Origin of the sequence: Arthrobacter sp. ZGTC131, from assembly GCF_002929275.1 — a bacterium.
Classification (GTDB): domain Bacteria; phylum Actinomycetota; class Actinomycetes; order Actinomycetales; family Micrococcaceae; genus Arthrobacter.
Map to the genome: position 1 here is coordinate 152,831 of NZ_PJIK01000003.1, position 26,445 is coordinate 179,275.

General features: G+C 66.4%; 23 protein-coding genes and 1 riboswitch. Of the genes, 14 read left to right on the plus strand and 9 right to left on the minus strand.

The features are described 5' to 3' along the window. Positions 1-141 precede the first annotated feature (141 nt). From CXQ90_RS05770 to CXQ90_RS05800, 7 genes are all read left to right on the plus strand, one after another. Entirely contained in the window at positions 142-993 is an 852-nt protein-coding gene (locus CXQ90_RS05770) for a glycosyltransferase family 2 protein (RefSeq protein WP_104137649.1), read from the plus strand. Position 994: 1 nt separating this feature from the next. Continuing rightward, complete coding sequence (locus CXQ90_RS05775; RefSeq protein WP_104137651.1) at positions 995-1,993, plus strand: glycosyltransferase; 999 nt, start codon at positions 995-997, stop codon at positions 1,991-1,993. Between the two features lie 61 nt (positions 1,994-2,054). Next, positions 2,055-3,155: a hypothetical protein gene (locus tag CXQ90_RS05780; RefSeq protein ID WP_104137652.1), complete on the plus strand. Its 1,101-nt coding sequence runs from the start codon at positions 2,055-2,057 to the stop codon at positions 3,153-3,155. A gap of 1 nt (position 3,156) precedes the next feature. After that, complete coding sequence (locus tag CXQ90_RS05785) at positions 3,157-5,271, plus strand: glycosyltransferase (protein WP_104137653.1); 2,115 nt, start codon at positions 3,157-3,159, stop codon at positions 5,269-5,271. A gap of 2 nt (positions 5,272-5,273) precedes the next feature. After that, positions 5,274-7,184 (plus strand): hypothetical protein, encoded by a 1,911-nt coding sequence (locus CXQ90_RS05790; protein WP_258064377.1) that lies wholly within the window; start codon positions 5,274-5,276, stop codon positions 7,182-7,184. After that, on the plus strand, positions 7,174-7,596 hold the full coding sequence (locus CXQ90_RS05795; RefSeq protein ID WP_104137655.1) for a hypothetical protein: 423 nt from the start codon (positions 7,174-7,176) through the stop codon (positions 7,594-7,596). The genes CXQ90_RS05790 and CXQ90_RS05795 overlap by 11 nt, the downstream gene beginning before the upstream one ends. Positions 7,597-7,934: 338 nt before the next feature. Further along, on the plus strand, positions 7,935-8,816 hold the full coding sequence (locus tag CXQ90_RS05800; protein ID WP_104137656.1) for a DUF4031 domain-containing protein: 882 nt from the start codon (positions 7,935-7,937) through the stop codon (positions 8,814-8,816). Positions 8,817-8,844: 28 nt separating this feature from the next. Here CXQ90_RS05800 and CXQ90_RS05805 read toward each other — a convergent pair whose 3' ends face one another. Together CXQ90_RS05805 and CXQ90_RS05810 are read right to left on the minus strand one after the other, a co-directional pair. Continuing rightward, positions 8,845-9,243: a YccF domain-containing protein gene (locus CXQ90_RS05805; RefSeq protein WP_104137658.1), complete on the minus strand. Its 399-nt coding sequence runs from the start codon at positions 9,241-9,243 to the stop codon at positions 8,845-8,847. Between the two features lie 83 nt (positions 9,244-9,326). After that, the gene (locus CXQ90_RS05810; protein WP_104137659.1) at positions 9,327-9,923 is read right to left on the minus strand and encodes a phosphoribosylanthranilate isomerase; all 597 of its coding nucleotides are present in this window, start codon (positions 9,921-9,923) and stop codon (positions 9,327-9,329) included. A 167-nt stretch (positions 9,924-10,090) separates the two neighbouring features. Here CXQ90_RS05810 and CXQ90_RS05815 point away from each other — a divergent pair, with 167 nt between their 5' ends. Together CXQ90_RS05815 and CXQ90_RS05820 are read left to right on the plus strand one after the other, a co-directional pair. Then, the gene (locus tag CXQ90_RS05815; RefSeq protein WP_104137660.1) at positions 10,091-10,717 is read left to right on the plus strand and encodes a HutD family protein; all 627 of its coding nucleotides are present in this window, start codon (positions 10,091-10,093) and stop codon (positions 10,715-10,717) included. A 66-nt stretch (positions 10,718-10,783) separates the two neighbouring features. Further along, on the plus strand, positions 10,784-11,314 hold the full coding sequence (locus CXQ90_RS05820) for a ferritin (protein ID WP_104137661.1): 531 nt from the start codon (positions 10,784-10,786) through the stop codon (positions 11,312-11,314). Between the two features lie 57 nt (positions 11,315-11,371). Here the strand turns inward: CXQ90_RS05820 and CXQ90_RS05825 are convergent, their stop codons facing one another. The 6 genes from CXQ90_RS05825 to CXQ90_RS05850 all read right to left on the minus strand — a co-directional run bounded on the left by CXQ90_RS05825 (position 11,372) and on the right by CXQ90_RS05850 (position 19,286). Beyond that, the gene (locus tag CXQ90_RS05825) at positions 11,372-12,424 is read right to left on the minus strand and encodes a hypothetical protein (RefSeq protein ID WP_104137663.1); all 1,053 of its coding nucleotides are present in this window, start codon (positions 12,422-12,424) and stop codon (positions 11,372-11,374) included. Between the two features lie 106 nt (positions 12,425-12,530). Further along, the gene (locus tag CXQ90_RS05830; RefSeq protein WP_104137664.1) at positions 12,531-13,814 is read right to left on the minus strand and encodes a lipopolysaccharide biosynthesis protein; all 1,284 of its coding nucleotides are present in this window, start codon (positions 13,812-13,814) and stop codon (positions 12,531-12,533) included. Then, positions 13,811-14,623 carry a glycosyltransferase gene (locus CXQ90_RS05835; RefSeq protein ID WP_104137666.1) on the minus strand — a complete coding sequence of 271 codons (813 nt, stop codon included), beginning with the start codon at positions 14,621-14,623 and terminating at the stop codon, positions 13,811-13,813. Before CXQ90_RS05835 ends, CXQ90_RS05830 begins: the two co-directional genes overlap by 4 nt. A 13-nt stretch (positions 14,624-14,636) precedes the next feature. Further along, positions 14,637-15,728, minus strand: coding sequence for a hypothetical protein (locus CXQ90_RS05840; protein ID WP_104137667.1), 1,092 nt, complete (start codon positions 15,726-15,728; stop codon positions 14,637-14,639). 80 nt (positions 15,729-15,808) lie between these two features. After that, the gene (locus CXQ90_RS05845) at positions 15,809-18,094 is read right to left on the minus strand and encodes an Ig-like domain-containing protein (RefSeq protein WP_104137957.1); all 2,286 of its coding nucleotides are present in this window, start codon (positions 18,092-18,094) and stop codon (positions 15,809-15,811) included. A 523-nt stretch (positions 18,095-18,617) separates the two neighbouring features. Continuing rightward, positions 18,618-19,286: a hypothetical protein gene (locus tag CXQ90_RS05850; protein WP_104137668.1), complete on the minus strand. Its 669-nt coding sequence runs from the start codon at positions 19,284-19,286 to the stop codon at positions 18,618-18,620. Positions 19,287-19,431: 145 nt separating this feature from the next. Next, a riboswitch (guanidine-III (ykkC-III) riboswitch) is annotated at positions 19,432-19,498 on the plus strand. Between the two features lie 9 nt (positions 19,499-19,507). Between CXQ90_RS05850 and CXQ90_RS05855 the strand changes: the two genes are divergently transcribed. The 4 genes from CXQ90_RS05855 (at position 19,508) to CXQ90_RS05870 (ending at position 22,175) form a co-directional block, all read left to right on the plus strand. After that, on the plus strand, positions 19,508-19,831 hold the full coding sequence (locus CXQ90_RS05855; RefSeq protein WP_104137670.1) for a multidrug efflux SMR transporter: 324 nt from the start codon (positions 19,508-19,510) through the stop codon (positions 19,829-19,831). After that, positions 19,831-20,202 (plus strand): multidrug efflux SMR transporter, encoded by a 372-nt coding sequence (locus CXQ90_RS05860; protein WP_104137671.1) that lies wholly within the window; start codon positions 19,831-19,833, stop codon positions 20,200-20,202. The genes CXQ90_RS05855 and CXQ90_RS05860 overlap by 1 nt, the downstream gene beginning before the upstream one ends. Positions 20,203-20,356: 154 nt before the next feature. Then, positions 20,357-21,361: an aldo/keto reductase gene (locus tag CXQ90_RS05865; protein ID WP_104137673.1), complete on the plus strand. Its 1,005-nt coding sequence runs from the start codon at positions 20,357-20,359 to the stop codon at positions 21,359-21,361. Between the two features lie 163 nt (positions 21,362-21,524). Then, complete coding sequence (locus CXQ90_RS05870) at positions 21,525-22,175, plus strand: MBL fold metallo-hydrolase (protein ID WP_104137674.1); 651 nt, start codon at positions 21,525-21,527, stop codon at positions 22,173-22,175. Positions 22,176-22,296: 121 nt separating this feature from the next. Here the strand turns inward: CXQ90_RS05870 and CXQ90_RS05875 are convergent, their stop codons facing one another. Then, positions 22,297-24,189: a DEAD/DEAH box helicase gene (locus CXQ90_RS05875; protein ID WP_104137676.1), complete on the minus strand. Its 1,893-nt coding sequence runs from the start codon at positions 24,187-24,189 to the stop codon at positions 22,297-22,299. 736 nt (positions 24,190-24,925) lie between these two features. On the opposite strand from CXQ90_RS05875, the gene cycA reads away from it, so the two are divergent. After that, a complete protein-coding gene (gene cycA / locus CXQ90_RS05880) occupies positions 24,926-26,416 on the plus strand; it encodes a D-serine/D-alanine/glycine transporter (protein ID WP_104137677.1) in 1,491 nt (496 codons plus the stop codon). The last annotated feature ends 29 nt before the right edge of the window (positions 26,417-26,445 follow it).

Consider the following 26,445-nt stretch of genomic DNA (forward strand, 5'->3'; position numbering starts at 1 on the left):
TGCTAAATCGAACATATACGAGGGGGAGTGCAAGCAAGTCGCCCTTGCCGCAGCAGCGAGCGCTTTGGTCTACTTCCCGGTTAACCGCCGGGAGGGCTGCTGTGGGGGCGAAAGCAAACAACTCCATGAGTGGTGAGGTTAGTGACCATCCCTATACTTGTTTCCAATCTGCGGGCACCGGAATCGGTGCCAACCCCCGTGGCTTCCGTCAGCGTGGTGATCCCCACCCTCAACGAGGCCATGAACCTCCCCTGGGTCCTTCGCCGCATGCCTTCTTACGTGGACGAGGTAGTGATCGTTGACGGACGGTCACTGGACAGCACTGTCGACGTCGCCCGTGCCCTCCGCCTCGACGTCGTGGTCGTTTCGGAGCCGCACGCCGGCAAGGGTGTGGCCGTCCGGGCCGGGTTCGCCGCTGCTTCCGGGGACATCATCGTCATGCTGGACGCTGACGGAAGCATGGACCCGCAGGAGATCGGATGGTTTATTTCGCCGCTCCAGCACGAATTCGACTTCGTTAAGGGCTCTCGCTACGTCACGGGCGGAGGCTCGGACGACATTACCCTGCTGCGCAGCGCCGGTAACAGGGCACTGACGGGGCTGGCCAACATTGTCCTGCACAGCAACTACTCGGACCTTTGCTACGGCTACATTGCCATGCGCCGCGAATGCCTCGAGATCCTGGAGCTGGAATCGGAAGGCTTTGAAATCGAGACCGAGCTCGTTGTCCGGGCGTCCCGAGCCGGCCTTCGGATTGCCGAGGTACCGAGCAACGAACTCACCCGGATCTCCGGCAACTCGAACCTCCACACCTTCCGCGACGGGTGGCGGGTACTGCGGACCCTCGCCCGCGAATGCGTCGGGTGGGACGCGCCCACAGCCGGCGCCCGCGCAGAGGCCCTGAGGCGCGTGAAGTACAAGTACCCCAGCATCTCCCTCCCGCATGTGCCAACGGATCCCCGGACGGTCCTCGGACTCATGGCGGGTGAATGAGATGAATCAGTCCGAGGGCCTGCCGGCCGTCTCCGTGGTGATCTGCTCGTACACAGAAGACCGCTGGGACATGCTGATGTCCGCCGTCGACTCCGTCCGCGCCCAAACGGTGCCGCCCCAGCAGACGATCGTGGTTGTCGACTACAACATGGACCTTTATAAGAGGCTCATTTTCACGGTTTCGGATGTGGTGATCCTGGAAAACACCGGCCCCAAGGGCCTGTCCGGTGCCCGGAATACAGGGGCTGCCGCCGCGACCGCGGGGATCGTCGCCTTCTTGGACGACGATGCGGAGGCGGCACCGGACTGGCTGGAGCGGCTGACGGCACTTTACGACGACCCCGACGTCCTGGCCGTGGGCGGGCGTGTTGTGCCGGAATGGGAAACGGGTCGCCCGGACTATTTCGGCGAGGAACTGGACTGGATCGTAGGCTGCACGCACCGGGGCATGCCAAAGGTGGCTGCCGAAGTGCGCAACGTTATCGGCGCCAATATGTCCTTCCGTTCCCAGGTTCTGGAAGTCGCGGGCGGTTTCAACACGTCACTCGGCAGGCAGAATTCCCTGCCCCTGGGCTGTGAGGAGACGGAAATCTGCATCAGGGCGGTCATAGGCGCGCCAGGAGGCCGCGTGGTCTACGAACCCGCTGCCGTGGTGCGACACTACGTCCCCGCGCAGCGCGGAACACTCAACTACATGCTGCGGCGCGCGTGGTCGGAGGGGATATCCAAAGCTATGGTCAGCAAGATCGTCGGCCACAAGCGTGCCCTCGGGCCCGAACGCCGGTACGTCGCCAACGTGTTGCCGCGCGCGGTGGCCCGGGGCACCGTGGGCCGGATCCGCGGTACGGACCCCGCCGGCTTCCGCCGGTCGATGGCCGTGATCGCCGTTCTGACCGTCACTACCTGCGGGTACATCCGGGGACGCCGCCTGCCCCATGACCCGGCGAACGTGGGACTCGAGCCGCACGAGCCGCACGCCAGCTGGAGGGAAGTCAAATGATCCGGATGTATCCGCAGTACATTACCCCGCATACCGCCGAGACCGCCGGAGGGTACGGGCCATGAGCCAGGCCGAAAAAGACGCTCTGAAGGACTCGGTCCCGTCTGCCGGTACCAGTTTCGATGTCCACGGACTCGTCGGCATCGACGTGGCTCCCGGCACCCCCGGCGAAGCCCAATTACGGGACATGCTCGCACCATTCCTAGGTCCGTCCCGGGCGCCGCTGCGGCTGCATATAAGTGCGGAAACGGCGGATGTAACCGGCCAATCACACGCCGAGGACACCTACCGTTTCACTGCGGACTCGCTCTATATCCCGGCCGACCGTGTCCAGATCCAGGAAACCCGCGACGGTTACTCTATCCAGGGCCGGGGCGAACTGCTCACTGCCGTTATCCCGTTGCTGGACTGGCTCTCCATTAAGGAAAACGCCGCGATGATCCATGCGGCGGTGGTTGACTTCCGGGGGTCAGGAGTCCTGCTACCTGCCTGGGGCGGCGTGGGGAAGACCAGCACGGTCGCAAAGCTCGTGGCCATGCCCGGTGTGCGATTCATGGCCGATGACTGGGCCTTCCTGGACGCCGACGGCATGCTCATGGGCTACGCCAAACCGATGTTCCTGAAACCACACCACCGGAGGATCTATCCGGAGGTCTTCAGCGGGGCCCGCAAACCCCTGGCCCCAGGCTGGCTCACAAATTCGGTGGCCCACCTGGCCACGGCCGTCCACCCGTTCATCGTCAGGTATCCAAAAACCGCGGCGTTCACGCGCCACTGGTCCCCGGAACACCGGATGGTCCATCCCGAACAGGTCTTCGGGCAGGATCACATCTCCTCGGCTGCGCTTACGCGACTGGCGATTTTCCTCGAACGTTACGACGGTTCCGATGCCCGGCTGGAGATGCGGAGCCGCGAATGGATGACCTCCCGCATCGTGGGGAACTTCCATTCGGAGCTCCCTGTGGTGTCACGTCGGCTGATCGAGGCCCTCGGCGCGACGGGACTGGTTCCCTTGGAGGAATTCTTCAGCCAGAAGGCAGCCGTGGTGCGGCGGGGGCTCGATGACGTCCCCTGCTTCCTGCTGCGCATTCCCGCATCGTGGTCCGCCGACCGGACGTCGGACTACGTTGCCGGCCAGATCAGCGCCAAGCTGGAGGAATGACATGGGCGCCCACGTAAGCGACCTTGAATTGTCGGTAGTGATTCCTGCACGGAACGCTGCCCGCTCGTTGGGCGAATGCTTGGAATCCATCCGCGCGGAGAGGCCGCGCGAGATCATTGTTGTGGACGGCTGCTCCACCGACAACACCGTGGAAATTGCACTTTCCCTCGGCGCGCGCGTCCTCTCGGATGAGGGCCGCGGGCTGCCGGCAGCGAGGATACTCGGCGTCCAGAGCGCGTGCAGCGACGTTGTGGCGCTGATCGACGCCGACGTCGTTCTTCCGACGGGCGCTTTGGGCGGTCTCCTGGACGAGTTCAAGGCCTGCGGTTACGACGGGCTGCAGTTCGCCATGGTCTGCGAGGCGGACGGGCGTGGATATTGGGGCGCGGCCCTTGCCTGGCACCACCATCACAGCCGGGTGCGCTCATGGTTCGGCGCGTCCGCCACCATGATGCGGAGGAAAGCCCTGCTGTCCGTGGCGTTCGATAACACTTTCCGGTCCGGCGAGGACATCGAGCTGAGAATCCGGCTCGAAGAGGCCGGCTACCGGCTTGGCGTCTCCAGCATCACCGCAGTGAGGCATCGGTGTACGGACTCGTTCGATGCCGCCCGTGACCAATGGCTCCGGGACGGCGCCGGTTTGGCCCGAACCATCCGCAAGCACCCCGGCCGCGCAGGCTGGCTTGCGGTCTTGCCGCTGCTGGACACCATTCGCGGCGTCGGCCTGTCGCTGCTGCATGCACCGCGTTTCCTGCCTTACTGGACCTGTTTCCTGGTCTATAACTACAGGTCGATGTTCGGCGAATTCCTGCGTCCGCCCGGGACCGGGCACTCCGTAGGCGGTAACGCGGCCTGGCTAAGCGCTGCAAGGATCGCGCCGATGGCCACAGGATTCCTGTTCTGGGCGCTGGCGGCGATCATGCTGCCGCCCGCGCAGCTCGGCATGGGCTCCGCCGTAGTGGCCGCGGCGCTCCTCACTGTGCAGCTTGGGATGCTGGGCATCGGCCAGGCTACTCTCACTCTGTTACCTGAGCAGCTTGATGGCGGTCGGCGCCTCATTCCCAGCAGCCTCCTCACTGTGGGGGTGTCCACAGTCGTCCTGGCCGGGGCAGTGGCCGGTGTGACCTATGCGCTGGGATCCGGCGTGGGCCTGGCCTGGAACGACCCGCTCCTGACGGGGATGTTCGTGGCATCAGCGTTATTCGCCGCCGCCGCCTATCAACTCGACCATGTAGGCGTCGCGCAGGAACGCTCCGACCGTGCCCTGGTCAGGAGCCTCGCCCAGAGCCTGGTGCAGCTCGCCGTACTGGCTCTGGCTTGGGCCGCCGGGATCCGGGAAGTGGCCGTGGTGGTCGCCGCGATGGCCGCAGGCGCCCTGGCAAGCGTGATCCTCGGGTTGCGCCAACTCAACCGCACCGGCGTAGCACCGGACTGGAAGCACGGACTCAGGCCGGGACCCGCCTTGCGGCTGCTGAAACCGGGCTTGCCCAACCACATGCTGATGCTTGCAGACCGCGCCCCTGGCTATCTCCTTCCGCTGGTGGTGGCCGCTACCCTCGGCCCGGCAGCAACCGCGTCCTGGTACATGGTGTGGATGATGGCCTCGGCGGTCTTCTTCTTTCCCCAGTCTTCCGGGTTCTCCCTGCAGACCGCGCTGGCCGGGGGCAGGGCACGGCCTGGGCTGGTGTCCTCCGCACTCAAGGCCAGCCTCGCCCTCACGCTCGTCGCCGGAGCGATGGTGCTCATAGCTGGCCCCTACCTTCTCGGTTTCCTTGGCCCGGATTACGGGGCGACCGCCGTCCTGCTGCCTGTCCTGGTGCCGGCGCTGGTGCTGGGCTGCGTGACCCAGGTCTATTTCGGTCTGTGCCGGGCCCAAGGCCGCCAGGCCGAGGCCACAGCCGTAGCGGTGTTCGCTGCCGTCCTGATGGTAGGACCAGCTTCCCTTGCCGCCAGCCAATTCGGCCTCCTCGGCCTCTCAGCGCTCTGGTCCGCCGCCCAGGCGTCCGCGGCTCTGATTGCCATCTGGCGTCTCAGGATGCTGATGCCAGCAACCCCCAACGCTGAACGGGTCCAGCTCGCGTCAGCGGCAACAAACCAGCCGACCGGAAGCGAGTAACCATGACATCCGAACCTACCTCCGCGGTGCCCACGGCGCCGTCGTCGCCGGCCCCGCAGCGCCACGCCGAAACAAAGCACGGCGCCGCCAAGCACGGCGGTCCGGTGCCGCCCGCCGTCGTTTATCACGGTCCCACGCCCCCCTGGCAGCTTGTGACGCTGGTGGCCTTGGCCGCCGTCGCCCTGGCTCTTGGGGTCTGGAGCCTGTTGAGCGTAGATCCCGAACGGATTGGCGGGACAGGACTGGTGGAGGCGGTACCACCGGCCTACTTCGTTGCGATCTTCCTCAGTCTGGCCGGGTTCGTGGCCACGCTCAACCTGCGCCGCCACACTCCAATGTTGCTGGCCACTCAGGTAATGGTGTTGGTGGTGATCCTGCATGCCGCCGACCCTATCGTCCATGGCCTGCCCCGGTTGCAAGCCAGCTTCCGGCACCTCGGCGTCGCCGACCACATCGCCAGGTCTGGCCAGCTGGACACCACCCAGGACGCTTATTTCAACTGGCCGGGTTTCTTCGATCTCCTAGGGTTGCTGTCCGGCGCGACTGGCGTCCACGACCTCATGGGCCTCGCCACATGGGCTCCGCTGGGCGTGAATCTGCTGCTGCTCGCGCCCCTTCTGGCTTTGGCCCAGAGGCTGACATCCCAGCCGCGGCAGGCGTGGGCCGGCGTATGGCTCTTCTACCTGGCCAGCTGGGTGGGCCAGGATTATCTCGCACCCCAGGCCTTCTCCTTCCTCCTCCTCGTCACGATGCTTGCCTGCCTCCTGAGCGCTTTCAGCGGCTGGGCCTGGCCCACCGGCAGCAACCGGTTCACAAGGTTTCTGGCCCGCGGAGTAACCCGGCTTGATCCAACCGTTCCGCACCAGGGCATGTCCAGCCCGCCGCCGGTGGATGCAGCGGTCCTGCTGGTGGTCAGCGTCGGCCTCCTGATCGCAATGATTGCCTCACACCAATTGACGCCGTTTGCCGCGATCCCGATCCTGACAGTGTTCCTCCTGAGCGGACGGCTCCGGGTGCCTTCCCTGCCCATCCTCGCTGCTGCGCTCGCGATGGGCTGGCTGATGTTCGTCGCAAGTGACTACGTCGAGGGCCACCTGACCCAGCTGTTCGGAACTTTCGGTGATGTCGAGGCGCACACCATCGATGCGGTGTCTCAAAGGGTTACCGGGAGCGATGCCCATGTGCTGGTGGTTTACACGCGCCTGGCAGAGGTGGCGCTGGTATGGCTGCTCGCCGCGTTGGGAGCCTTCCTGGCACACCGGCGGCGCACCGCCTGGCTCACGGCGGCGCTCGGGGCATTGGCCCCACTTACCCTGATTCCCGGCCAGGCCTACGGCGGCGAGTTGCTGCTCCGGCTGTACCTCATCAGCCTGCCGTTCGCTGCCTGCCTCGCCGTGCTGACGCTCGTACCGGACCGCCGCGGCGCCCTCGGCTGGCGGCGGGCAGTGGGCCTGCTGGTGATGGGGTCCCTGCTCGCCTACACCACCGTGGTGACCCGGTACGGCAATGACAGCATGGAGAGGTTCACACCCGACGAGGTAGCGCTGGTTGACCGGCTTTACGAATCTGCCCCGCCTGGGAGCATCCTCATAGAGGCAGTAAGCAACACGCCCTGGAAATTCCAAAAATACGTGGAATACCGCTACCGCATACTGGTGCCGTCCCAGCAGGAGCCCGGAGCACGACCGCTAACCTGCAATGCAGGCAACAACTTCGCGGCGCAAGGCTCCGACGACGCCTACCTGATTATCACGACCAGCCAGAAACGCGCGGCGGAACTTCTCGAAACAATACCTCCAGGGGACCTTGACCGCTTCATTGCCACGTGCGGCAGCTCGCCGGGCTGGTCGAAGGTGTTAGAGAACGCCGGGGGCGTCGTCTTCCAGATCAAAGGAACGGGCAATGGCAACTAATCGTAAACACGTCGCATGGGTTGTGGCCGCCGTCGCCATTGCCGCGGTGCCCCTGTCGTTCTTCGGCCCGGCGGAACTCCGGCTAGCAGTCATCGGCCTGCTGATGCTCGCCGGACCGGGAACGGCCTTGGTTCTCTATCTCCGGTTGACCTCCGCGGACACCGACGACGCCGACGGCGCTGTTGCCGACGGTACCGGCGCCCACCGCTACGCTAAGCAAAGCGCCCTCCCGCTGGCGATAGCGATCGCCGTTGCTTCAAGCCTCGCCCTCTCCACCATCGTGGCGACGGCCATGGTTTTTGCCCGGGTGTGGTCCCCGCCGGCGGCGGTGTTCGTACTGTCGCTGATAACCCTCCTCCTGCTAATCCTCGGGGCGAACAGGTCCCGCGAGCCCCAGACAGGTGCGTCATGATCGTCTTTTTGGCTGGTTTGGCCACCGTCGTGGCATTGGTCACGTGTGATACTTTGCGCATAGTTCGGCCGGACGCCCCGTTGCCGAAAGCTGCGGTTTACACCGCGGCGGCTCTCCTTTCCCTCATCTGCGTTTCGGTTCTGACCAGGCTCATCCAACTGCTTTGACGGCGTTTCGCCCCTGGGGCGGGCTGACTGACTGACCGCTGGCTCGGTACCGGCACCCTGCCGGTACCGAGCCCCAACACGCCGCCAAGGCTGCGACCTGCGGAGCCGGGCATCCACCGGCGGGGCTGCGTTCTGGCGAGGACAGAAGCGCGGCGGTCTACACTTTCCTCCATGGCCATTTATCTGGATCCGCCGCTGTGGCCGGCGCATGGAACGCTGTTTTCGCACCTGATCTCGGACACGTCCCTGGCAGAACTGCACGCCTTCGCCGAGGCCGCCGGCATACCTGACCGGGCCTTCGACGGAGATCACTACGACGTCCCGGAGCGGCGATACGAGTCGCTGGTGGCCGCGGGCGCTCTTCCCGTGGAAGCCCGGATCCTGGTCCGCAAGCTCATTGCCAGCGGGCTGCGGATTCCCGCCCGTGAACGAAATTCATCACTGAAGATGCCGCTGCTGAAGCGCTGGAACAGCGTGCTGCCAGGCCACGAAGTGCTTTTCCTGGACCTTCTGGACCGCTGGAGCGAACCCCACCGCAGTTACCACGGCCGCACCCACCTGCTGGCGGTGCTCGAGGCGCTGGATCTGCTCACAGAACCTGCCATTCCGCCGCGCGCCGTGCTGCTTGCGGCCTGGTTCCATGACGCCGTTTATCACGGGATTCCGGGGCAGGACGAGGAAGAGTCCGCGCGGCTCGCCGAAGAAAGGCTTTCCGAGGCCGGCCTGCCCGCCGCGGAAGTGGCTGAGGTGGCTCGGCTGGTCAGGGTGACCTCCGACCACCGGCCCGCTCCCGGGGACGACGGCGGCGTCCTCCTTTGTGATGCCGACCTTTCCGTTCTGGGGAGCGAACCCGGGCAGTACGCACGGTATGTAGCTGCCGTCCGGAAAGACTTTGCGCACGTCGGCGACGCCGACTTCGCGGCCGGGAGGGCCGCCGTCGTCCGCCGCCTGCTGGATCTCGATCCGCTGTTCCACACCGACCGGGCGCGCCGACTATGGCTGGAGGCCGCACGGCGGAACCTGGCAGCCGAGCTGCAGACGGCAGGCCTGTGAACTCGCCCCCGGTGAGCTTGGGTACCGTTCAGCGGTAGGCCGCGAAGGGCGCATTCGTGGGAACGATCTGCTTTCCCAGCGGCATGAGCGAAACAGGAATAAGCTTCAGGTTGGCGATGGCCAGCGGGATGCCGATGATGGTCAGGGCCATGGCTACCGCCGTGACCACATGTCCGATGGCCATCCAGATGCCGGCCACCAGGAGCCAAATCACGTTGCCCAGCAGCGCAAACACACCGTTCCCTCCGGGCTTGTCCACGACCATGCGGCCGAAAGGCCACAGCGTATAGGAGGCGATCCGGAAGGACGCGATGCCCCAGGGGATGGTGATGATCAGCAGGCAGCAGATCAGGCCCGCCACGAAATAACCGATGGCCAGCCAGAGGCCGCCGAACACGAGCCAGATGATGTTCAGGAGTGTCTTCATCTGACCATTCTGCTCCCCGGACGGCTGCCGGTCCTCCGGGACTTGCCCTGAATTAACCCCTAAGTTCAGAACCCGGCGGGGGATCAGGCCTTGGCGGCAGTGACGAACGCGCGGATCTTTGCCAGATCCTTGATGCCGCGGGACTGTTCGACGCCGGAAGAAACGTCAACGCCCCACGCCTCCGCAGCCCGGGCTGCCTCCGCGACGTTTGCGGGATCCAGCCCTCCGGCGAGCAGCCACTTCCGCGCGTCGAGGCCCTTGTCCCGCATGGAACCGTAATCCCAGCTCTCCCCGGACCCGGGAACGGCCGCGTCCACGAGCAGCAAGTCTTCGCCCCAGTTCTCGAAGGCCTCCGGCGCAGCGCCCATGGCGACGGCGCGGATGATCTTCATGCCGGCGTCGTGGACGGTTGTGACGTCTTCCGGGGTGCGTTCGCCATGTAGCTGGATCCACTCCAGACCGGCTGCACGCGCGATGGCCACGGCGTCGGCAACCGGTTCGTCACGGAAAACACCGACGGCGGCGACACCGTCCGGAACATTGCTCAGCAGTTCAGCGACGTGCGCAGGAGACACCACCCGGGGACTCGCCGTCAGGACGAAGCCCACGGCGTCCGCCCCGGCGTCCACGGCCTCCCGGATAGATTCAGGCGTACTCAACCCGCACACTTTGACGAACATTCACCGGCTCCTCTGCTTGATATGTCCCCCAAAAGACCTACTCATACTGCGCTGACTTTACGCAGGCAGGGTGGCGGGGGCAACGAAGTGACCGAACCTGCCGCTCTGCGACATCTGGAGCGCTGTATTTTTGGGAGCAGCGTGCTGAGTAGAACTAGGCTGGGCGGATGGAGATCATCCGCTTCGCAGACCTCAAACCGCAACCGTGGCGCAACGGCGGAGGCGTCACTCGGGAGCTGGTCAGCCATCCCCTGGCCGCGTCGGCGCAGGACGGCGCGTGGGACTGGCGCGTCAGCATCGCCGATGTTACCAAGGCGGGCGACTTCTCGCCCTTCCCGGGGATGGAGCGCGTGCTGACGGTGATCGCCGGCGAGCTCCTGCTGCTGAATGCGGGCGGCATTGAGCACCCACTCGAGAGGTACCGGCCCTTCCGCTTCTCCGGCGAGGCGGAGTGTTCGGTCACGCTGCCCACCGGCGACATCCGGAACCTCAATGTCATCACCCGGGCCGGAGCGTTCAAGGGCTACACGTCAATTGTGGAGCTCTCGAAGAAGCGGGCGCATCCCGTCTTCGAGGGGCAGCTCGGCATCTTGCTCGAGGGCCAGGCGACCGTTTCCGTCACCGTCGCCGCAGCCGAACCCGCAGCCGAACCTCCGGCTGAGCCCGCCCCGGCGCCAGGTGAACCGGAGGCACTCAGCCGTTATGACGCCGTCGTCGGTTCAGACACGCAGACGCCCGAAATCCTGGGCCGCGGGTTCCTGGCAGTCGTGTCCATCGATCCAGGGGCAGGCTAGCCTACGCTTTCTTACCTGAGGCTTTCCACACTGGTCCCCCTGCGTGCCCGAACCTAGACTCGGGCCATGACGAAATCAAAGTTTAATGATCTTCTCGCGGTCCAGATCGGCAACGAATTCGCGGCGTCGCAGCAGTACATAGCCGCGGCAGTCTGGTTTGCCGGCCAGGACCTCCCGCAGCTGGCCAAGTACTTCTACCGGCAGTCCGTGGAAGAACGGAACCACGCCATGATGATGGTCCAGTACATGCTGGACCGGAATCTTCCCGTCTCCGTTCCGGGCGTCCCAAATGTCCAGAACAACTTCTCCAAGGTGACCGAGCCGCTGGCCCTCGCCCTGCAGCAGGAGAAGGACGTCACCAGAAGCATCGAGAGCCTCTTCAGGGCTGCCAGGGCGGAGGACGACGCACTGGGAGAGCAGTTCATGCTGTGGTTCCTGAAGGAACAGGTCGAGGAAGTCGCGTCGATGAGCACGCTCTACAACATCGCTGAACGGGCCGAGAATCTGTTCGATATCGAGAACTTCGTGGCCCGGGAAACCATCGGCGACAGCGGGCACGACCCATCCGCACCGGAAGCCGCAGGCGGGTCACTCTAGGTTGATGTGGCCTGCAAGGGCGAGGCGCCGCTGACGGTGCGCTGACACCGGTACGGCTCAGCCGCCGTCCGGACGCCAGTACCGCAGCCCGCCGCTGGTGGTGCCGTCGCGGGCGACGTCGACCACGGCGTACGGGAATGCCCGACGGTCCGACTGGTCAGGTCCGCGCCCCCGGACGTCCGAACTCCAGGTGCCGGTGTTGACGTACCGGGTGGGGCACGCCTCGAGCGCCGACTCGAGGGCCCGGTGGGTGTGGCCCGAGACGTACCAGGGCACCCCGAAGCCGTGCGCCTCGAGGGTACGGGCAAACCGGCCCGCTGTAGCAGGAGCCTCGTCGCCCGCGACTCTGCGCCCGGCCGCCGCGAACACCATGCGAGTCGCGGCGACCGGAAGCGCCGACACCGTCCGGAACCGGGACAGGCGCGCCAGGTCCCGAACGGCCACCCGGTCGAGCGCGAGCCGCCGTGACTCGGCCTGCAACAGCTCGTCATACGCGAGCCTCCGGACGCGGCGTTCCGCCCGCTCGGACGCCAGACAGGCCCGGGCAACGGCTCCGACACGGCTCAGGCGCGACCTCGACGGATGGGCGTTCCAGGCGGCGAGTGGTGGTAGGTCCAGCTCGTCGGTGCCGTTGACCGCCGCACGGAGCACCTCGGGCATCCGATGCAGCGCGTGGTGCTGGTGCCCGTGCTCGGCCACGAGCACGTGGGGCACGTGCAGGAACCACGGGTACACCCGGATCCGCGTGGGCTCTGCGGGTGACAGCAGCGCCGACAGGCGGGCGGCAACCGAGGGCCGGGCAAGTTCCACGTCGTGGTTGCCGCACACGAAATGCAGCTGCACGCCGCGCGCCGCACAGGCCTCCAGCGCCCGGAACGTGTCGGGGTGGCGGGCCAGGATGGACTCGAGCCGGGCCAGGCTCTCATCCTCGTCTAACCCGATCAGCTCGAACGTGTCACCGACGAAGGCGACGTGCTGCTTCGGACCGGAGGCTGCGAGCACCTCGCGGCGCAGGAACTCGGCCAGAACTCTGCCGGGGCACCGGGGGTCGTCGTCCGACACGCCCAGGTGGAGGTCGCTGAGGAGCCACCACCGCGCCGCGCGGCTCACGCGAGCAGTCCCAACACTCGTGGAAGGAAGCGGAGCAGGTACATCGTCCGCAAGACGGCAACGACACTTGCCCCCTCGGTACGGCCGGTTGCTTCGAACGTGCCTGTCATTGCGCGTCTCGCGTGACGCGCCGGAGGACGGCGATCAGCCGGAGGCCGGTCGCCGCGGCCCCGATGGAGAGCACCACCAGCCAGGCAAGGGCCATGGCGGTCGGGCCCCTGTCGGCGGCCGACAGCGCTGAGGTGCAAAGGGCGACTCCGAGCGTCACGCCGACCACGATCGCCTCCGCGTAGCGGCCGCGGGCCCGGCACACGGCGTTGTAGGCCTGCAACACCGCGTACGGCACCAGTCCGGCCGCCAACAACCGCAGAGCGCCGGCGGACGAGTCGGCGTACCGCTCGCCCAGCAGACTGAGCAGCGGGTGAGCGAAGAGGACGAGGACGGCGGCAGCCAGACCTCCTACGGCGAGCGACCAACGGAGACTCGCCCAGGTTGTGGACACCAGGCGGCCCGCGTCGCGGACACCCTCGGAGAACTGGACGATGCCTATCAGCGTCGGAGCGGTGTATGCGGCCCAGGCCATCATCCATGCGGGATACCAGTAGGCAGCGGCCTCCGGCGCCACCATGTGTGCGAGCAGGAGCGGCAGCACCAGACCGGGCGTGCGCTCGGTGAGGGTGAGGAGCTGGTGCGGAATGCCCAGCGCCAGCAGTGGACGGCCGCGCGCTAAGCGTAAGGACGGCCGCGGCCGGTAGCCCACCAGTCTTCGCAGCTGGACCGCGCCGACGACGCAGGCCACGGTCGTCCCGAGGGTCCAGCAGGCCATCAGCACGTCGGCAGAGGCGCCGTGCGCCTGCCAGGCCACGAGCGCCGCAGCCCCGAGTGCGACCCCACCACCCCACGTGTACCTCGAGGTCGCGCTGGCACCGCGTCCCAACGCCACGAGCGCCTGGTCCAGCACGATGACCAGGGTGCCGGTGACGGCAGCCACGAGGAATGTGAACCAGAAGAGGACCGATACCGAGGCCGTGTCCGGCATCACCGCCGACTGCAGCGCGAGGTAGCCGAGCGCCAGCACGGTGCCGGCTACCCCCACGATGGCGAACGCCGCGTCCAGCACCCGCGCGGGCGACTCCCCACGCCCCACCGAGACGATCACGGCCGACCCTGCGCCCAGCACCGCGAGCTGCGTGCAGATCATCACCGCCGAGACCGCGGCGGTGGTGAGCCCGACCTCGCGGTCGGACGTCGCGCGCGCCGCCACGATCCAGAAGGCGAAACCCGCGCCCGTCTGGGCGGCCTTGGCCACCACGAGGCCGAGCGAGCTGCGCAGGGCGGAGTGCCGGACGGTTGAGGCGTCCGTGACAGCGGCCCCCCGCTTAGCCCTCACCGCGCGAGACCCCTTGCAAGGCCCACGTAGTTGTACCAGCAGAAGGCGATGTAGTAGCGCAGCCACCGAGGCTGGCGCGCGGCGAGGCTCAGGGCGCTGCCCCGGACTGCCGCGGCGGCGGGCAGCAGCGCCAACCTCGCACCCCGCCAGCCGTGCTTGCGGATCATCCGTCCCAGTCCCGTTCCGTCCATGAGGAACTGGTCGAGCGCGAAGTCGAAGTCGTCTGCGGCGAAACGATGTTCGACGAACACCCGGCGCGACACCGCCGTTCGCAGCCCTGACTCCCGCATCCGCCAACGCAGCTCAATGTCCTCACCCGACTTGAACGAGTCGTCGAAACCAACGCCCATCATCAGGTCTCGGTCGACGAGCGTCGCCACGAGCCCGAACCAGTTGCGGCTGCGGCCGGTGCGATGGTGATGCGCCAGGGCCTGCCCCCAATAGCCGGGTCCACCGACACTCTCCAGACCGGCTTGGAGGGCATCGTAGCCGCTCTCCACGAACTCTGTGAGCAGGTCGGCGACCCCCGAGGGCCCGAACACGACGTCGGAGTCGACGAGCAGGACCCAACGGGTGCTGCTGCTCCGCACACCGAGCGTTCGAGCCCATGGCAGGCCGCGGCCCTCGTCACTCAGTACCCGGGCACCGGCTGCGAGGGCGATGCTGGTGGTGCTGTCAGTTGAGCATCCGTCCACCACGATGATCTCGGCGACACCGGACTGACGCAGGGCCTCCAGGCAGCGCGGGAGCATGAGCTCCGCGTTGCGGGCCGGAACGACCGCTGTGACTTCGGCAGGGCTGTGACCCACTGTGCACCACCCCTCAGGCTTGCTCGTCGAGGAACGACGGCAGCAGCTGCTCGAGATACCGGACGATGTCGTCCGACGCCTCGTCCGCCGTGTACGCGGCGGGCACCTGCAGCAGGTGGCAGGGCCGTCCGTCGAGCGCCTTGCTCAGCATTAGCCCCTTCGCCGCGAAGTGCTCGCGCCAAGGGACGACGGACGTGGCCGCCAGGCCGGTCACGACCCGCTGCGAGAAGCCCGCCATCTCGATGTGGAAGTTGCCGAGCATGCGGTCGACCATCCACTCGGTGGTCCGCTCGACGATCCGGGACCGGGCGCCCTCGAAGCGCTCGACGTAGATGGCGGCCGCGAGCGGGGCCGAGGTGGTCACTTCCCGCCCCGGGAACGCGGTCCCCGGGACCACCATGCGGTGCTCCGGCGACCATCGCCGGGAGAAGTCCGCGAGGCGCGGATAACGGATGACGTACGGGTGCACCACCGTGGTGAGACGGCCGACGCTCTTCGAGAGCCGTGACGGGACGAGGGGTTTCCGGACACCTTCGAACAGGTGCGGGTAGATGTTCCGGTGGTGCGGCTTGATGAACATGGGCTTCGCGTAGCCGAGCAGCGTGGCGTCCTCGGCCAGGAAGGCCCAGTCGTCGCCCATGAACGACCACCCCTCCCGCCGCATCAGCTTGGCGACGGTGCTCGTCTTACCGGTCCCTCCGGCGGCGGGAAGCGCGATCGCGTGACCCCGGTATGCCATCGTTGCCGCGTGGATCATGCCGGCTCCTCGACCGACCATGGCGGCATCGAGAACAGGGACCACGGAGGTCAACAGCTCGCCCGGCCCGTGAATTCGCCACTGTTCTCCGTCCCTCACCACCTGGACCCGCTCGGCTTGGAAACGCACACTGTTTCCCGTGTACGCGAGCTCGTGCTCAAGCAGACTCGCATCCGGCATCGGCTCCGGCCGGTCGTCCACGACGATGTCGGCCGGCCGTTCGGTGTCGGTGGCGAAGCACGCCAACATGCTCTGGAGCTGGGCCGCTGCCGGCGCCTTTGCGTCGACGCGGATCGTGACGCGGCCGTGGATGTCGAAGTGCAATGCCTTGGTGTGCGAGTTGCGCATGGGTCGTCCCCTGTCTGGGTGGTGTCGGTCAGATGGTGTTGCTGGTGTGCACGGTGTTGGCCCCTGTCGACGGTGGCCTCCTAGTTCCTCAGCGTGAGCACCAGCTTGGGTGCGGCTGTGCTGCCGGCCTCCTTGGAGTTGAGGTCCAGGCCGTCACTGCTGTTGGCGTCCATACCAAGGGAGAGCTGTTGGCCGAGCTCACCGGTCACACCGCTGACCGTCAGCGGAACGCTGTAGTTGGTGTTGGTCGTTGTCGCGCCGAGCGTGCCGATGCTGGTGCCGAGCGCCGGACGGTTGTTGTACGTGATCCCGGTCTCGCTCCAGGTGTCAACGGAGACCAGCTTGACGTTCTGCGTACCCGTTGACCCGCTCCCGGCGCTACGCAGCTGCAACGTCGCACTATCCAGCGTCCTACCCGCATACGCCGACAGGTCGAACTTCAAGTACGCGACCTCCACCGGGCTGTTGTCCACACCCAACATGGTGCTCGTGCCGAAGTTCGTCGTCAGCGCCCCGTTCGTCACATAGCTGTCAGCGGTGGCCGTGAGGGTGACGGTAGTCGTGCCGCCACCCGCGGGAGCCGTGGTGAAGGTCCACGTCCTGTCGGCCGCCAACGCGTTACCGGCAACGTCCTTCACCCCGGCGGAGCCGCCCTTGATCGTCGCCGTGTACGTCGTACCGGCCGCCAGATTCGCACCGGGGTCCAGTGTCGCAACGTTGCCCGAGGTGCTGTACGTTGCCGAAACCGTCTGTGTCCCCGCCGTCAACGTGAACGTGCTCGACGTGACCGTCGACGCGTTCATCGCCTCCGAGAACGTCCCCGTCACATTCGCCGTCACCGCCACACTGGTCACACCAGCAGCCGGAGACGTGGCCGCAACCGTCGGAGGCGTCGTATCACCGCCGCCCGCGGTAGCCGTGGTGAAGGTCCAGGTCTTGTCCGACGCCAACGCGTTACCGGCAACATCCGTCACCCCGTCGGAGCCGCCGTCGATCGTCGCCGTGTATGTCGTACCCGCCGCCAGATCCGCAGTCGGGTTCAACGTCGCAACGTTTCCCGTGTACGACACAGCGGCCGGCACCGTCGTTCCGGCCGGGGTCTTCAACGTGAACTTGGCCGACGTGACCGTCGACGCATTCATCGCCTCCGAGAACGTCCCCGTCACATTCGCCGTCACCGCCACACCGGTCGCACCATCAGCCGGAGACGTATTTGCCACCGTCGGAGGCGTCGTATCACCGCCACCACCGCCGCCGCTGGTGTCCGAAAAGTGCCAGTACCGGCTGGTGGCGTTCACATCGGCAAGGAGCAGCAGACCGCTGTTGGCCGTGCCCCGCGCCGTACTGTTGAGATTCTGCTTCGTCGACGTCACGTTGTGGACATACTGGTCGGCGTCCACGATTCGGGCCGTCTTCGCAGTGCTGAAGCTGATGCCGCTCAGCGGCGAGGACTTCTCGTAGATCGCGCCCCCCGAGCTAGTGCAGACGCCAGCGTTCGTCGTGCCACTCGGCTTCGGATAGGTAGCGAACGTACGCAGCCTTTGCGTGCTCTCATCAATCAGGACGATCACCCGGTTGGGGCACTCCGCCACGGTCGCGATTGTGTGCGCCGTCCACGTCGTACCGTTCAGTGCCAACAGCTGGATCAGCGGCTGAGAGGCTGACGTGAACGACGTCTTAATGGCGGCGAAAACCTGATTATTCGTGGAGTCCAGCCACTTCAAGTTCATATGGTCATCACCGCTGCGCAGGCCCCTCACCGCCGCCACAGGAGTGGTCCAGGTGGTGTTTGACGCTCCATCGACGTGATAGCTCCAGTACATGCCGTCATTGGCGTCACCGAGCTGCCGGCTCCACATCACGCCGATCTTGTTGGACCCGAACGCGATCACAGCCGACGTGTCGTCCACAGACACGCTGCTCAACGACGCAGGGTGCTGGAACGGCGTCCCCCACGTCACGCCATTTGTGCCAGTGACGTTCAGATAGATCCGGTTCCCCTGCTGCCACGTGGCCCACAACCGGCCAGTCGAGTCCTTATCGATGGACAGGGCCTCAACGCGGTGGTTGTTGATGTTTGAGGAACCAAGCAGCGAGTACGTCTTCGCACTCGAGTTGTAGCTGTAACGCCGCATCGTCGTCGGGAAGTTCGGCTCAGCCGGCAGACCGTCGTTGACGAACCGATAGCTCGCAACATACAACGTCGTCCCGTCCCACAACACGTCATGATGAGTGTTCGACCGCGTGTCCGTCGCCACACCCGTATCGACCCACGCGCTCGTCGCGGCATTGAACCGGAAGATATGAAAATCCGAGCTGGAAGTGTCCCACAGGTTCCCCCACCAGACCCCGTCGTTGAACCACAACCCGCTCGTCGCCCGCTTCGAACCCGTCGGCGTCCCCGTCCCCGTATGCGAGGGACCCTCAACCCCAACATCACCCGGAGCAGCCGACGCCGCAACCGGCACCACCAGACCACTCAGCGCAAGCAGTAGGGCTGTCAGCAGGGCATGGAGCCCCAGATTCCGCAACCCGTGGAGACGAAGACCAGCCGAGCGACCACCCCGCCTTCCGCCAAGCCAGGAAGTCCTGCGGCCTGTACCACGCCCGCCCTTGTGGATAGATGTACGGTCGTGGAGCGTTGCTCTGCGGAGCTGAACGTCGTCCTGTGTAGGGTTGGTCACTAGCCTCACCACTCATTGAAGTTGTTTGCCTATGCCAGTCCCGAGCAACCTTCCCTGCTGGATACGAGAAATCGAGCCGCCTGCTGTTGCGGTCCTGGCAACTTGCTTAAACTCCCCCTCGGAACATGTTCGACCGAATAACTTGTAAAAAGCTTGGGATTGTTCGAACCGGGCCCAGTCTTAGGGGTCCAAGAATCCTTGAGCGCTACTTCACGGGGCGGGCTACCGTCTTCTCTTTGCTGACCACCGAGGCGATCGTCGCGGAGATCGACGAAGTATCCCGCGAAACGACCTTTTGAGCCCCAAGGGTTACCGTGCCGGTGGCAGAGGAGGCCCGGCTCTTGGCACCTTCCGACGATACAAAGCGGATGCCCCCGGAAAAGGATACGGACTTTGCAAAAGTTGTGGTCGCCCGAGCCGTAGCCCGGAAGGACACGTCGGCCGTCATCGGCGAGACTGCCGGGTTGACGGGGTCGGCATAGTCCGTGAATTCCAGGGACATCCTCAGACGCCCTCCAGCCAACCCGTTCGGAACAACCAGGTCCAGGGTACTCGCCTCGCCAAACCCGTTGATCAGTGTTGTGAGTGTGCATGTGTTGACCTGCGTGACGCTCACAAAGCCCAGCTTGTCGGGCGTAGTCGATCCGGGGACCGTGAAGACGCTGCCGAACACGCTGACGTTCGTCTGAATGCAGCCGTCCGTGTGGTCAAATTCCGCGGTCACTCCCTCGCCTCTCACGATGGTTTTCGTAATGACGGGCCGCTCCGCCTTCTTAATGAGCGGTCGCTCCGCTGCGGTGCTGGGTCCGGCGCCAGCGAGTTGAACGAAGAGTGTTCCGGCCAGTGCCAGTACTCCGAGTGCTGTCCTTTCCATGGCGCCTCTCTTTCGTTGGGCAGCGAGTTGTCAAGGTCATCGGACCGTATGGGCGCGAGGTTGGGAAAACAGTGGAACGGCGCCGCTCACGGTGAGGTTGGCCATCGGCGGTGGCCAGCCGCCGTCGGCCGTTGCTATGGTGAGAACAAGATCCCGATCAGCGGATCTCCGGACGACGGTTCAGTACCCGGCACGCGACAAGACTGGCCAAAGGATCTGTCATGTCGTGGTTAATCCTCATCCTCTCGGGCGCTCTCGAGGCCGTCTGGGCCGCAGCGCTTCACCGCGCGTCCCGGTCCTCGGGCCGGCGCCGCATCGCACCCCTGGCCCTTTTCCTCGCCTCGGTGGTGGCCAGCACCGCCGGCCTTGCCGTCGCGATGCAGTCCATACCCACCGGAACCGCGTACGCGGTGTGGGTCGGCGTGGGCGTGGTGCTGACGTCCGTCTACGCGATAGCCGCCAAGGTTGAACGGCCGACGGCGGCGCGCATCGCGCTGCTCGCCGGGATCGCCGCGTGCGTGGTTGGCCTCAAGGCGGTGGCGTGATGCTTGCGAAGCCTGCCACGGCCTGGGTGATCCTGCTCGCTTCGGCCGTCCTGGAAGCCGTCTGGGCCACCGCCCTGGGCCAGTCCGACGGCCTGACCCGGCCCCTGCCGACCATTATTTTCGCCGTGACCGCCGCGCTCAGCCTCCAGGGCCTGGGCATGGCGGTGAAGACCATCCCCCTCGGCACGGCCTACGCCGTCTGGGTGGGGATCGGCGCGGCCCTGACCGTCGGCTGGGCCATGGCCACCGGCGTCGAGCCTTTCAGCCTCCTTAAGGTGCTGTTCATCGCCGGGATTGTGGGATGCGCCGCGGGGCTCAAGATGCTGCCGCCGTCGCCCTCAAGCACCGGCGCTGATTCTCCCCACGTCTGAATGGCCCTGCCGGCGGGTCGTGCCGAAACGCCGGGGCGTCCGAGCAGTCAGAAGTGAAACCGGGGAGATTCGGCGGCCCTGAAGTTGCCGGAATACTTGCCCCACCGCCTTGGTTCTTGGCTGGGACGGTCCTTCCTGAAGACGGAGATTGAAAATGACGAACAACCCGGCAGCACCAGTTCATCTGGGTGACGGCCTCCGCGTAAGTCCGCTCGGGTTCGGCGGCATGGCGCTCACTCCCGTATACGGCGAGGTTGAGCCGGCGGACGCGCTCCGGACGCTGCGGCACGCGGTGGATGCGGGCATCACCTTCATTGATACGGCGGACATCTACGGCGGCGGCAGCAACGAGGAGCTGATCGCCAAGTTGCTCAAGGACCGCCGCGGCGACGTCCAGCTGGCCACGAAATTTTCCCTCGTGGGCACGCCGTCCACCGGCTACACCGACATCCGCGGGGACGCAGCGTACGTCAGGGAGGCAGCCGACCGCAGCCTCCTGCGACTCGGCACCGACGTGATCGACCTCTACTACATGCACCGCCGGGACGTCCGGGTCCCCATCGCGGAGACGGTCGGGGCCATGGCCGAGCTCGTGCAGGCTGGCAAGGTCCGGCACCTGGGCCTGTCCGAGGTGACGGCCACTGAACTGCGCGAGGCCGCTGCCATCCACCCCATTGCCGCAGTGCAAAGCGAATGGTCCATCTGGAGCCGTGACGTGGAACGGAACGTGGTTCCGGCTGCCGCGGAACTGGGCGTGGGCTTCGTGCCGTATGCGCCGCTCGGCCGGGGTTTCCTGACCGGAACGGTGGACGCGTTAAGGCTCGGCGACGGCGACTTCCGGCGCAACATTCCGCGCTTCGCCGAGGGAGCACTGGACGCCAACGCCGGAGTGGTGGACGCCGTGCGTTCCGTGGCGGCCGAGCTGGAAGCGACTCCGGCCCAGGTTGCCCTGGCTTGGCTGCTGGCCCACGGCAGGCGGCTCGGCCTGCCGGTGGTCCCGATTCCCGGCACCCGCAAGGCGCACCGCATCGACGAAAACCTGGGAGCTCTCGCACTCGAGTTGAGCGCCGCCCAACTGGACGTGCTCGACGGCGCCGCGGACGCCGTCGTCGGGTCCCGGTCCGCGGATCCGCGGTGGGTGTCGCAGGGACGCGAGTAGGCGCGTTCTCCGCCTCTGCCCGCCTCGGCCAGGCAGCTGAGCGCACAAAACCGCCGCGCCTCCGCATTCCGATACTGGAATCCGCGGTAGGCGTGGCGGCATTGTGCTCAGCCCTATTCTGGCTCGACGTGCTCCGTTGGCTCAGCTTCGTAGACTGAACCGCATGGACACGCTCATTCACTCACTCCGGGACATCACCATCCGCCGCATTTCAGTCAGCGAGATGGACAACAACGTGTATCTACTCACCGCCAAGGAATCCGGCGCGCAGCTGCTGATCGACGCCGCGGACGATCTCCCCGCGATTCAGTCGCTGCTCGCGGACGCCTCGGCGGACACCTCCGCGGCGCCGAAGCTGGCCCTGGTCGCCACCACGCATCAGCATTGGGACCACGTCAGGGCGCTCCCCGGCCTGGTGGAAGCCACGGGGGCCCGGACCGCCGCCGGAACTGATGACGCGCCGGAACTTCCGGTGCCCGTGGACGTGCTGCTGGACCACGGGGACGTCGGCAACTTCGCCGGCTTCGACGTGACGGCAGTGCATCTCCGCGGCCACACGCCCGGATCCATTGCGTTGGTGTACCAGGATCCGGAGGGCCCGGCCCACATCTTCTCCGGGGACTCGCTGTTCCCCGGCGGCGTAGGGAACACGCAGAAGGATCCCGCACGGTTCGCCCAGCTGATCAGCGACGTGACCGAGCGGCTGTTCGACGTCTATCCGGACGACACCGTGGTGCATCCGGGCCACGGCAAGCCCACCACCCTGGGTGCCGAGCGTCCGCACCTTGACGAGTGGCGGGCCCGCGGCTGGTGAGCCTACGGGTATCCGCTGCGCTTTTGGTTCACGCGCGCTTTTGGACCGGCGCGCGCTAAAAGACGGACGCTACGGGAATCCCCGTAGCGTCCGTCCTTTTGACTAGCGAAAAACCGTAACCCTAGCGGCCGCGGCGTTCGTTCGAAGCCGGAGCCGATGCGCGGCGGGGGCCGCTGCGTGCCGGACGACCTTCGCCGGAACGGCCGTTGCCGCCGCCGGCGTAGGAGCCGCCCGAGGTCCCCCCGGTGTTGGAGGACCAGACTGCCTTGTTGCCGCCGGTGGCGCTGCCGGCAGCGCGCTGGCCGCCGGTGTTGCCGCCGGTGCGGGCACCGGCGCCGGCAGCGGCTGCACGCTGGCCCGTTGCCGGACGTCCGCTGCGCTGGCCACCCGTCGTCGGGCGACCGGTGCCGCCGCGGGGAGCATCGCTACGGGTGATGCGGGATTCGGAACGTCCGTCCGAACCGCGGCCAGCCGATGTACGGCCACCGGCGGCCGGAACGTCGTTGCGGTGCGTGGACGCCGTGCCACGGCCGCGTGCGTTGCGGCGTGCAGCTGCGGCTGCCTGGGCCCGGTCTTCGTTTTGCTCGATGACGCGGTCTGCGGCGTTGCGGGCTGCGGCCTGGCCTTCATAGGCCACGGCGCGGCGCTCTGCACGGGGCAGGTCGGTGCGGGGGGCTTCAGTCGAAACCCGTCCGCGTCCGCCGCGTCCGCCCCGGCCACCCGCGGTGGGTGCAGCCTGGCGGCGTGCGCGCTTGCGCTCTGCGTTGGCACCGGTGGAGGTGCCGCCGCCGTGCTGTGCAGCCTTGGCGGCGAGCAGCGCGGCGCGGGTGCGCGGATCGATCTTGTCGGCCATTTCGCCCACGAGTTCAGCAACCAGCGGGGAGTTGGCGGTGACGCGCTCGAAGTTGACCTCGACGCCGGCAGCCTTCATCAGCTTCTTGACGTCTGTCTGCTGCTCGGGCAGGGTCAGCGTGACCACGGTTCCGTCCGAACCGGCACGTGCCGTACGGCCGGAGCGGTGCAGGTACGCCTTGTGCTCCGTGGGCGGGTCGACGTGGATGACGAGTTCGACGTCGTCCACGTGGACGCCGCGGGCGGCGACGTCGGTGGCCACCAGGACGCGGACCTCGCCGGAGGAGAACTCGGCCAGATTGCGGTCACGGGCGTTCTGCGACAGGTTGCCGTGCAGGTCGACGGCGGGAATTCCGGCGTCGGTGAGGGTCTTGGCCAGCTTGCGGGCGTGGTGCTTGGTGCGCATGAAGAGCACGCGGCGGCCGGCGCCCGAGGCGAGCTCGACGATCAGCTGCTTCTTGACGGTCTGGTCGTTGACCACGAGGACGTGGTGTTCCATCGTGGTGACGGCGGCCTGCGGATCGTCAACGGAGTGCGTCAGCGGGTTGGACAGGTAGCGCTGGACGATCTTGTCCACGCCATTGTCCAGCGTCGCGGAGAACAGCAGGCGCTGGCCCTGGCTCGGGGTCATGTCCATGAGCTTCTTGACCACCGGCAGGAAGCCGAGGTCGGCCATGTGGTCGGCCTCATCCAGCACGGTGACCTCAACGGCCTCGAGGGTCAGGATGCGCTGGCGGATGAGGTCCTCCAGGCGGCCCGGGCAGGCGATGACAATGTCGACGCCGGCGCGCAGGGCCTTCTCCTGGCGCGCCTGGGAGATGCCGCCGTAGATCACGGTGGTGTTCAGGCCCATGGCCTTGGCCATCGGTTCGATGGTGGCGTTGATCTGCGTGGCCAGCTCACGGGTGGGTGCAAGGACCAGGCCCATGGGACGGCCGGGCTTGCGGAAGTGCTTGGCTTCGCGTTCGGCGAGGCGGGCCACCAGCGGGATGGCAAAGGCGATGGTCTTGCCGGATCCGGTGCGGCCGCGGCCCAGGACGTCGCGTCCGGCCAGGGTGTCCGGGAGGGTCTTGACCTGGATGGGGAACGGCTCAACGATTCCCTGTGCGGTCAGCGTTTCGGCGAGTGCCTTGGGCGTGCCGAGGGCAGCGAAAGTAGTCATGTGTTTATCAGGGTCTTTCGGGCGGTATCCATGCGGATATCGGCCCCCGATGCCGGTTGGCTCAGGGGGTCGCCGAGGAAAAGTCAGGTGATCAACCGGCCGGCGTAATGCGGCTGGGACCAAATAGCGTTCATCGACGCAGGATGTGCCTCTCACATGAAAAAAGCCCACCCCCTGCAAGGACGGATCCGTTGCGGGGTTCCGGTTGATGGACCGGAACAAAGTGGGCATCACTGCACATCAAGTTCCACCAGTCTAGCATCAGCCAACCGCGCACCCGTCATCGGCCCTGTCACCGAGCCGGGCGCCGGGCACCCGGCTCACCGCCGGGACAACACCGGCGTCATCCTCCTATGGGCCGCGCGCGACGCTGTGACGAATATTACGTCGGACACCGGGCGACATTTGAGGCTGTCATGCTGAACAGATGTCGACTCTCTCTTCGTCGCTCCGCGGCCCGGCCGGCGGTGCCCGCCCCGCCTTGGCGCGAGGCCACAAATCCCCGCTACGCAGGGAAAACGCCCCTACCCGCCGGCAGGACCCCGCAAACTTCGCCGGCGTTCGGGCGGCCGGTGCCGCCAGCCGGCACGGTCGGGCGGCAGGCCTCAGGGTGGCCGCCTGCTCCTAGTCTTAACCCACCCCCAAATTGTTAGTTCCGTCACATCGTCGGCGGATCAATGCGGCCGGCTATGTACCTGGATGCATCGCCGGCACCTGTGACAAGGAAGAAGACTTGATGTCTGAACGCACCACCACCGTTCCCGTTCAACCACCCACAGCAACTGGCGCACCCGGACAGGGCAAGGACGAGCACCTCAGCCGGGCCCTGGGCAACCGCCACATCCAGCTCCTGGCCATCGGCGGCGCCATCGGCACCGGACTGTTCATGGGCTCGGGCAAGACCATCTCCCTCGCCGGGCCCTCGGTGATCTTCGTGTACATGATCATCGGCTTCATGCTGTTCTTCGTTATGCGCGCCATGGGCGAAATCCTGCTGTCCAACCTGAACTACAAGTCCTTCAGCGATTTCGCGGGCGACCTCCTCGGTCCCTGGGCAGGGTTCTTCACGGGCTGGTCCTACTGGTTCTTCTGGGTGGTGACGGGCGTGGCTGACATTGTGGCGATCGCCGGGTACGTCGACAAGCTCGCCCCCGGCACACCCCTGTGGATTCCCGCGCTGATCACGCCGGTGGTCCTGATCCTGCTGAACCTCCCTACCGTTAAGGCCTTCGGCGAAGCCGAGTTCTGGTTCGCGATCATCAAGGTTGTGGCGATTCTCGCCCTGATCGCCACCGGCGCGATCATGATCGCCACCCACTTCACCTCGCCCAGCGGCGCGGTGGCCAGCCTTGCCAACATCTGGAACGACGGCGGGATGTTCCCGCACGGCATGTTCGGCTTCATCCTTGGCTTCCAGATCGCCATCTTCGCCTTCGCCGGCATCGAGCTGGTCGGCACTGCCGCAGCGGAAACCAAGGACCCGGAAAAGAACCTCCCCCGGGCCATCAACTCCATCCCCATCCGCGTGCTGCTGTTCTATGTCGGCGCACTCGTGGTCATCATGGCCGTCAACCCGTGGCGCAGCATCGACCCCGCCAGCAGCCCGTTCATCGGCATGTTCACCCTGGCCGGCCTGGGGATCGCCGCCGTGGTCATCAACCTGGTGGTCCTGACGTCCGCCGCGTCCAGCGCCAACTCCGGTATCTACTCCACCTCGCGCATGGTCTACGGTCTGGCCCAGGACGGCAACGCCCCGAAATCCTTCGGCAAGCTGAGCGCCCGCAAGGTCCCGCAGAACGCCCTCCTGTTCTCCTGCATCTTCCTGCTGGCCGGACTGATCCTGCTGTATGCGGGCGACTCCGTGATCGGCGCGTTCACCGTGGTCACCTCGGTGGCGTCCGTCCTCACGATGTTCGTCTGGTCCATGATCCTCGTCAGCTACATCGTGTTCCGCCGCCGGCGCCCGGAGCTCCACGCGGCGTCCTCCTTCAAGATGCCCGGCGGAACCTTCATGCCGTACGTGGTCCTGGCGTTCTTCGTCTTCATGCTGGTGGCCCTGGCCCAGGCCGAGGACACCCGGCTCGCCCTGGTGGTTGCCCCGCTGTGGTTCCTGCTGCTGGGCGCCGCCTGGTACTTCAACCGCCAGACACCCCTCCAGCAGGCCAGGATCGCGGAATGGACGGCGGGCAACAACGCCACCGCCGCATCGCCTGCGGCCAAGGCCTAGCTCCCGAAACCCCTGCTAGAGAGCCACAA

Coding starts and splice junctions, on each gene's coding strand:
- CXQ90_RS05775 (WP_104137651.1), top strand. CDS start 995: ATGAATCAGTCCGAGGGCCTGCCGGCCGTCTCCGTGGTGATCTGCTCG.
- CXQ90_RS05780 (WP_104137652.1), top strand. CDS start 2,055: ATGAGCCAGGCCGAAAAAGACGCTCTGAAGGACTCGGTCCCGTCTGCC.
- CXQ90_RS05785 (WP_104137653.1), top strand. CDS start 3,157: ATGGGCGCCCACGTAAGCGACCTTGAATTGTCGGTAGTGATTCCTGCA.
- CXQ90_RS05790 (WP_258064377.1), top strand. CDS start 5,274: ATGACATCCGAACCTACCTCCGCGGTGCCCACGGCGCCGTCGTCGCCG.
- CXQ90_RS05795 (WP_104137655.1), top strand. CDS start 7,174: ATGGCAACTAATCGTAAACACGTCGCATGGGTTGTGGCCGCCGTCGCC.
- CXQ90_RS05800 (WP_104137656.1), top strand. CDS start 7,935: ATGGCCATTTATCTGGATCCGCCGCTGTGGCCGGCGCATGGAACGCTG.
- CXQ90_RS05805 (WP_104137658.1), bottom strand. CDS start 9,243: ATGAAGACACTCCTGAACATCATCTGGCTCGTGTTCGGCGGCCTCTGG.
- CXQ90_RS05810 (WP_104137659.1), bottom strand. CDS start 9,923: ATGTTCGTCAAAGTGTGCGGGTTGAGTACGCCTGAATCTATCCGGGAG.
- CXQ90_RS05815 (WP_104137660.1), top strand. CDS start 10,091: ATGGAGATCATCCGCTTCGCAGACCTCAAACCGCAACCGTGGCGCAAC.
- CXQ90_RS05820 (WP_104137661.1), top strand. CDS start 10,784: ATGACGAAATCAAAGTTTAATGATCTTCTCGCGGTCCAGATCGGCAAC.
- CXQ90_RS05840 (WP_104137667.1), bottom strand. CDS start 15,728: ATGCGCAACTCGCACACCAAGGCATTGCACTTCGACATCCACGGCCGC.
- CXQ90_RS05850 (WP_104137668.1), bottom strand. CDS start 19,286: ATGGAAAGGACAGCACTCGGAGTACTGGCACTGGCCGGAACACTCTTC.
- CXQ90_RS05855 (WP_104137670.1), top strand. CDS start 19,508: ATGTCGTGGTTAATCCTCATCCTCTCGGGCGCTCTCGAGGCCGTCTGG.
- CXQ90_RS05860 (WP_104137671.1), top strand. CDS start 19,831: ATGCTTGCGAAGCCTGCCACGGCCTGGGTGATCCTGCTCGCTTCGGCC.
- CXQ90_RS05865 (WP_104137673.1), top strand. CDS start 20,357: ATGACGAACAACCCGGCAGCACCAGTTCATCTGGGTGACGGCCTCCGC.
- CXQ90_RS05870 (WP_104137674.1), top strand. CDS start 21,525: ATGGACACGCTCATTCACTCACTCCGGGACATCACCATCCGCCGCATT.
- CXQ90_RS05875 (WP_104137676.1), bottom strand. CDS start 24,189: ATGACTACTTTCGCTGCCCTCGGCACGCCCAAGGCACTCGCCGAAACG.
- cycA (WP_104137677.1), top strand. CDS start 24,926: ATGTCTGAACGCACCACCACCGTTCCCGTTCAACCACCCACAGCAACT.